At 64.5% G+C, this 6,015-nt stretch carries 2 protein-coding genes; both read left to right on the top strand.

Going from position 1 to position 6,015, the window contains the following annotated elements; all coding sequences use genetic code 11:
- The coding region (locus BT125_RS30165) for a non-ribosomal peptide synthetase (RefSeq protein WP_139271831.1) at positions 1–1,029 on the top strand (1,029 nt) is incomplete at its 5' end.
- A partial coding sequence (locus tag BT125_RS28175; protein WP_170866881.1) for a non-ribosomal peptide synthetase occupies positions 1,026–6,015 on the top strand: 4,990 nt, incomplete at its 3' end. The genes BT125_RS30165 and BT125_RS28175, both read left to right, overlap by 4 nt.

Below are 6,015 nucleotides of genomic sequence, written 5' to 3'. Positions count from 1 at the left end.
CTGGTGGACGCCGACCACGGGCAAGCCCTGGCCTGCCTGAAACGGGTGGTCCTGGGGGGCGAGCCGATCCAGGTCGCCATGCTGGAAAAACTCGCCCAGCCACGGCCGACGGTGATCAACAGCTACGGGCCGACCGAGTGCAGCGACGTGGTCGCCTGGTACACCGCCGACAGCGATCTTGAGACCTACCGGCACCAGTCGATCCCCATTGGCCGGCCGATCCGCAACCTGCAACTGCATGTGCTGGACGCCCACGGGCAACTGTTGCCGGTGGGCGTGCCCGGCGAGATCCATATCGGTGGTATCGGTGTGGCCCGCGGTTACCTCAACTTGCCACAGCTCAGTGCCGAACGCTTCATCGCCGACCCGTTCTACGGCAAGGCCGACGCGCGCCTGTACAAGACCGGCGACCTCGGCCGCTGGCTGCCTGACGGCACCTTGCAGTACCTGGGGCGCAATGACGATCAGGTGAAGATCCGTGGGTTCCGTATCGAACTGGGCGAGATCGAAGCCAAGCTCGCCCAGCACGACGCGGTGAAGGAGGCTGCGGTGCTGGTCCGTGAGGATGTACCGGGGGAAAAACGCCTGGTGGCCTATTTCACCCAACACGCGCCGGACGAAGCGGCGGACCTCGACGCGCTGCGTACCTGGCTGCTGGCACAACTACCGACCTTCATGGTGCCGGTGGCCTATGTACGCCTCGACGCCATGCCGCTGACACCCAACGGCAAGCTCAACCGCAAGGTGCTGCCGGCACCGGACCTGGAGGCTTTCATCACCCGGGGTTACGAAGCTCCCATCGGCGAAACCGAAATCACACTGGCCCAGTTGTGGGCTGAAGTGCTCAACGTAGAGCGCGTTGGCCGTCACGATCACTTCTTTGAACTGGGTGGGCATTCCTTGCTTGCCGTCAGCCTGATGGAGCGGATGCGCCAAGAGGGTCTGGAAGCGGATGTGCGGACATTGTTCGAACAGCCCACGCTCTCGGAATACGCGGCAACGACAGAAAAAATGGAGATTGTCCTGTGAGTGTGATCGAACTGTTGGCGACACTAAAAGAAAAAGACGTACAGCTTTCAGTCAAGGGCGATCAGCTCGTGGTACGGGGCCGCAAACAGTCCCTGGGCGAGCCGGCGGTGCTGGCCTTGCTGCGCGAGCACAAAGCCGCGCTGATCGCGTTGATCCAGGCCGGGGAATACGATGACCGCAAGGCTGGCGAAATCGACATCCCAGCCAATGCCATCGCGCTCGGCTGCAGGCATATCACGCCGCAAATGCTGCCATTGGTGACGCTTGACCAGCCGGCCATCGACCGCATCGTGGCCACCGTGCCGGGCGGTGCGGCCAATGTGCAGGACATCTATCCGCTGGCGCCGTTGCAGGAGGGGATTCTTTATCACCACCTGACCGCCACCCAGGGCGACCCCTACTTATTGCAGGCGCACTTCAGCATCTCCCGGCAGGAGCGCCTGACGGATTTTGTCGACGCCTTGCAAAGCGTGATCGACCGCCACGATATCCTGCGCACTGCCATCGTCCGCGAGGGGTTGCAAGAAGCGGTGCAGGTGGTCTGGCGCGAGGCCCGGCTAGGGGTCAAGGACATCAGTGCCGACCTCGCCGAAGGTGACGTCATGGCGCAATTGCAGGCGCGCTTCGATCCTCGACACTATCGCCTGGACGTCAGCCAGGCGCCTCTGTTGCTGCTGGTGGTCGCCGAGGACCCAGTCAACCAGCGCTGGGCCGCCATGCTGCTGTTCCATCACATGGCCCTCGACCACGCTGCCCTGGCGGTCGTGCAGAGTGAAATGCAAGCCTACCTGATGGGGCAGGCCGGGCAATTGCAGCCGGCCGCTCCTTACCGCGACTATGTCGTTCGCACCCGACAGGCCGGCCAGCGCCAGGCTGACGAGACGTTCTTCCGCGAGATGCTGGGCGACGTCGAGGAGCCGACTTTACCCTTTGGCCAACAGGATGTACTGGGCGACGGCAGTGCCATCGAAGAAAGCCATCTGGCACTGGCCCCAGACCTCAGTCGCCGCCTGCGCACGCAGGCACGTCAGCTTGGCGTGAGCGCGGCAAGCATTTTTCACCTGGCCTGGGCGCAGGTGCTCGGCGGTGTATCGGGCCGTGACGACGTGGTGTTCGGCACGGTGATGCTCGGTCGCATGCAGGCCGGTGAAAGCATGACCCGGGCCCTGGGCATGTTTATCAATACCTTGCCGTTGCGCGTGGGTGTAGGTGCACAGAGCGTGCGCGATGGGGTGAAAAGCACCCATGCCGGGTTGAGCAGCCTGCTCAGTCACGAATACGCCTCCCTGGCCCTGGCGCAACGTTGCAGCGGCGTGGCTGCGCCGGCGCCGCTGTTCAGCGCGCTGCTGAACTACCGTCACAGCGCCAGCGCGGCGCATACCCCCGCGGCTGAAGTCAGCCTGGCCTGGGACGGAATGGAGGCCCTGGGCGCGGAAGAACGCACCAACTACCCACTGATCCTCTCGGTGGACGATTTCTCCGATGACTTCGCCTTGTCGGTGCAAGCCACTGCGCTGATCGGCGCGCAACGCATCGGCGACTACATGCAAGCTGCCGTTGAAAACCTGGTCAGCGCCTTGGAGTCTGCGCCCGGAGCGATGCTCAACAGCCTGTGGTTCCTGCCAGAATCGGAGCGTGAACGGGTGCTGCTGTCGTTCAACGACACCGACCGTGATTATCCGCGGGAACAACCGATTCATGCCTTGTTCGAGGCCCAGGCCGAGGCGCGTCCGGACATGCCGGCAGCGGTGCAGGGTGAGCAAGTCCTGACTTACCGCGAACTGGACAGCAAAGCCGGGCGTCTGGCCAGGCATCTGCTCGATCTTGGCCTGCAAGCGGGTCGAACCGTGGCGATCCTGCTGCCGCGCTCGCTCGATCTATTGGTCAGCCAGTTGGCCGTCCTCAAGTGTGCGGCGGTGTACGTGCCGCTGGACATCAACGCGCCCGCCGAGCGCCAGCAGTTCATGATCGAGGACAGTCACGCCGTACTGGCCTTGACCCACAGCCGCGAAGCCTTGGCGGCGGGCGTGCGTCGGGTGGACCTGGACAGCGTCGACCTTCCCGAGCCGGCGGCCCGTTACGGCCAGCAACCCGCATCGAGCGAAGCGCCGGCCTACATCATGTACACCTCGGGTTCCACGGGGACACCCAAGGGCGTGCTGGTGCCACATCGGGCCATCAGCCGGCTGGTGATCAATAACGGTTATGCCGACTTCAATGCCCAGGACCGGGTGGCCTTCGCCTCCAATCCGGCCTTCGACGCCAGCACGCTGGAAGTCTGGGCACCGTTGCTCAACGGCGGTTGCGTCGTTGTGGTCGACCAGGACGTGTTGCTGACGCAAGTGCGTTTTGCGGCGCTGCTGCAAGAGCAATCGGTCAGCGTGCTGTGGATGACCGCGGGCCTGTTCCATCAATACGCTGCCGGGCTGATGACGGCGTTCGCCCAGTTGCGCTACTTGATTGTCGGGGGCGATGTGCTGGACCCGGCGGTGATCGCCCGCGTCCTGAAGGACGGTGCACCGGCCCATCTGCTCAACGGCTACGGCCCGACGGAAGCGACGACGTTCTCGACCACCTACGAAATCCAGGCCATTGGCGAGGGCAGCGTCCCGATTGGCCGTCCCTTGGGCAACACCCGGGTCTACATCCTCGATACGCAGCAGCGACCCGTGCCCCAAGGCGTGGCCGGCGAGCTGTACATCGGTGGCCTGGGGGTCGCCAAAGGCTATTTGAACCGGCCGGACCTGACCGCCGAGAAATTCCTTCTCGACCCGTTCAGCCAGAACGCCCAGGCCCTGATGTACCGCACCGGCGACCTCGGACGCTTCCGGGAGGACGGTAATATCGAGTACCTGGGCCGCAACGACGGCCAGGTGAAGATCCGCGGCTTTCGCATCGAACCAGGGGAGATCGAAGCCCGCCTGGGGCAACACGCTGCGGTGAAAGAGGCGACGGTGCTGGTGCGTGAAGACGTTCCCGGCGAAAAACGCCTGGTGGCTTATTTCACCTTGCATTCAACGGATGACAGCGCGGACATCGAAGCCCTGCGCGCGCACCTGCAAAGCCGCTTGCCGGACTATATGGTGCCGGCCGCCTACGTGCGGCTCGATGCCTTGCCGCTGACCCCCAACGGCAAGGTCGACCGCAAGGCCCTGCCGGTGCCGGACCAGGCGTCAATCGTTACCCGGGGCTACGAAGCCCCGCTGGGCGACACCGAAATCACCCTGGCTCGCCTCTGGCAGCAAATCCTTAACGTCGAGCAGGTGGGGCGCCACGATCACTTCTTCGAACTGGGCGGCCATTCCTTGCTCGCTGTCAATCTGATCGAGCAGATGCGCCAGGTTGGCTTGAGTGCCGATGTCCGCGTGCTGTTCGGCCAGCCGACCCTAGCGGCACTGGCCGCGGCGGTGGGGGGCGGCAATGAGGTCGAGGTGCCGGCCAACGGCATCACCCCCGATTGTGAACGGATCACCCCGTCGATGCTGCCGCTGGCGACATTGACCCAGGAGGCGATCGACCGGATCGTCGCCGCGGTGCCGGGTGGTGTGCCCAACGTGCAGGACATCTACCCGCTGGCCCCGTTGCAGGAAGGTATTCTCTATCACCATGTCTCGGCGCTGCAGGGCGATCCCTACGTGTTGCAGGCACTGTTCGCCTTCCAGGACGAGGCTCGCCTCGAGGCCTTCGCCCAGGCGTTGCAAGGTGTCATCGACCGGCACGACATCCTGCGTACCTCGATCATGTGGGAGGGGTTGGAGCAGCCGATACAGGTGGTCTGGCGCAAGGCGCTGTTGAGCGTGGAGCAACTGCCGCTGGACGCGTCGGACGTCGATGCCGTGACCCAACTGCATGCACGTTACGATTCCCGTCATCATCGCCTGGACATTCGCCAGGCCCCGCTGATGTGCCTGCGTTATGCCCATGACCGGGCCAACCAGCGTTGGGTGGCGATGTTGCTGTTCCACCACATTGCCCTGGACCATACCGCGCTGGAGGTAGTGCAGCAGGAAATGCAGGCGCACCTGTTGGGCCAGGCCGGACAATTGGCCGCCGCGCTGCCGTACCGCAACTATGTGGCCCAAGCGCGCCTGGGTGTCAGCGAGGCAGAGCACGAGGCGTTTTTCCGCGAGATGCTCGGTGATGTCGACGAGCCGACCCTGCCATTGGGGTTGCAACAGGTGCAGGGTGACGGTCGCGGCATCGAGGAGGCCAAGCTGGAAGTGGATGCCGCTTTGAGCCGCCGCTTGCGGGCGCAGGCGCGGCAACTCGGGGTGAGTGCGGCGAGCCTGCACCATTTGGCTTGGGCGCAGGTGCTGGGGCGCCTGTCCGCACGGGAGGATGTGGTGTTCGGCACGGTCCTGATGGGGCGGATGCAGGCCGGCGAGGGCGCCGACCGGGTCCTTGGCATGTTCATCAACACCTTGCCGCTGCGGGTCAACCTGGATGAGCAGGGCGCCCGCGCCGGGGTCAAGACCACCCATGGGCGACTGACCGCGTTGCTCGGTCACGAACATGCTTCGCTGGCCCTGGCACAACGTTGCAGCCGCGTCGCCGCACCGGCCCCGCTGTTCAGTGCGCTGCTGAATTACCGGCACAGCGCGACCGGTTCGGCTTCAGTCGAGGCCATGAGTGCCTGGCAGGGCATGGAAATCCTGAGCAACGAAGAGCGGACCAATTACCCACTGACCCTGTCGGTGGATGACTTGGGCGATGGCTTCATGCTGAGCGCCCTGGTAGTGCAGGGCATCGGTGCGGCGCGCATCTGCGCCTACATGCACACGGCCCTGGAAAGTCTGGTGCAGGCCCTCGAACACGCGCCCCAGACGCCACTCAACCGCTTGGAGATCCTGCCGCAAAGCGAACGTAACCAGCTACTGGAGGATTTCAACGCCACCCAGCGCGCCTATCCACACGAGCAAACCGTCTTGGCGCTGTTCGAGGCCCAGGCCGCGTACCTGCCGCAGGCGATTGCAGCGGTGCACGGAC

This window comes from Pseudomonas sp. NFACC04-2 (assembly GCF_900119265.1).
Classification (GTDB): Bacteria; Pseudomonadota; Gammaproteobacteria; order Pseudomonadales; family Pseudomonadaceae; genus Aquipseudomonas; species Aquipseudomonas fluorescens_AA.
Note: the sequence above shows the minus strand (reverse complement) of the source record. Positions and strands in the feature narration are given on the sequence as shown.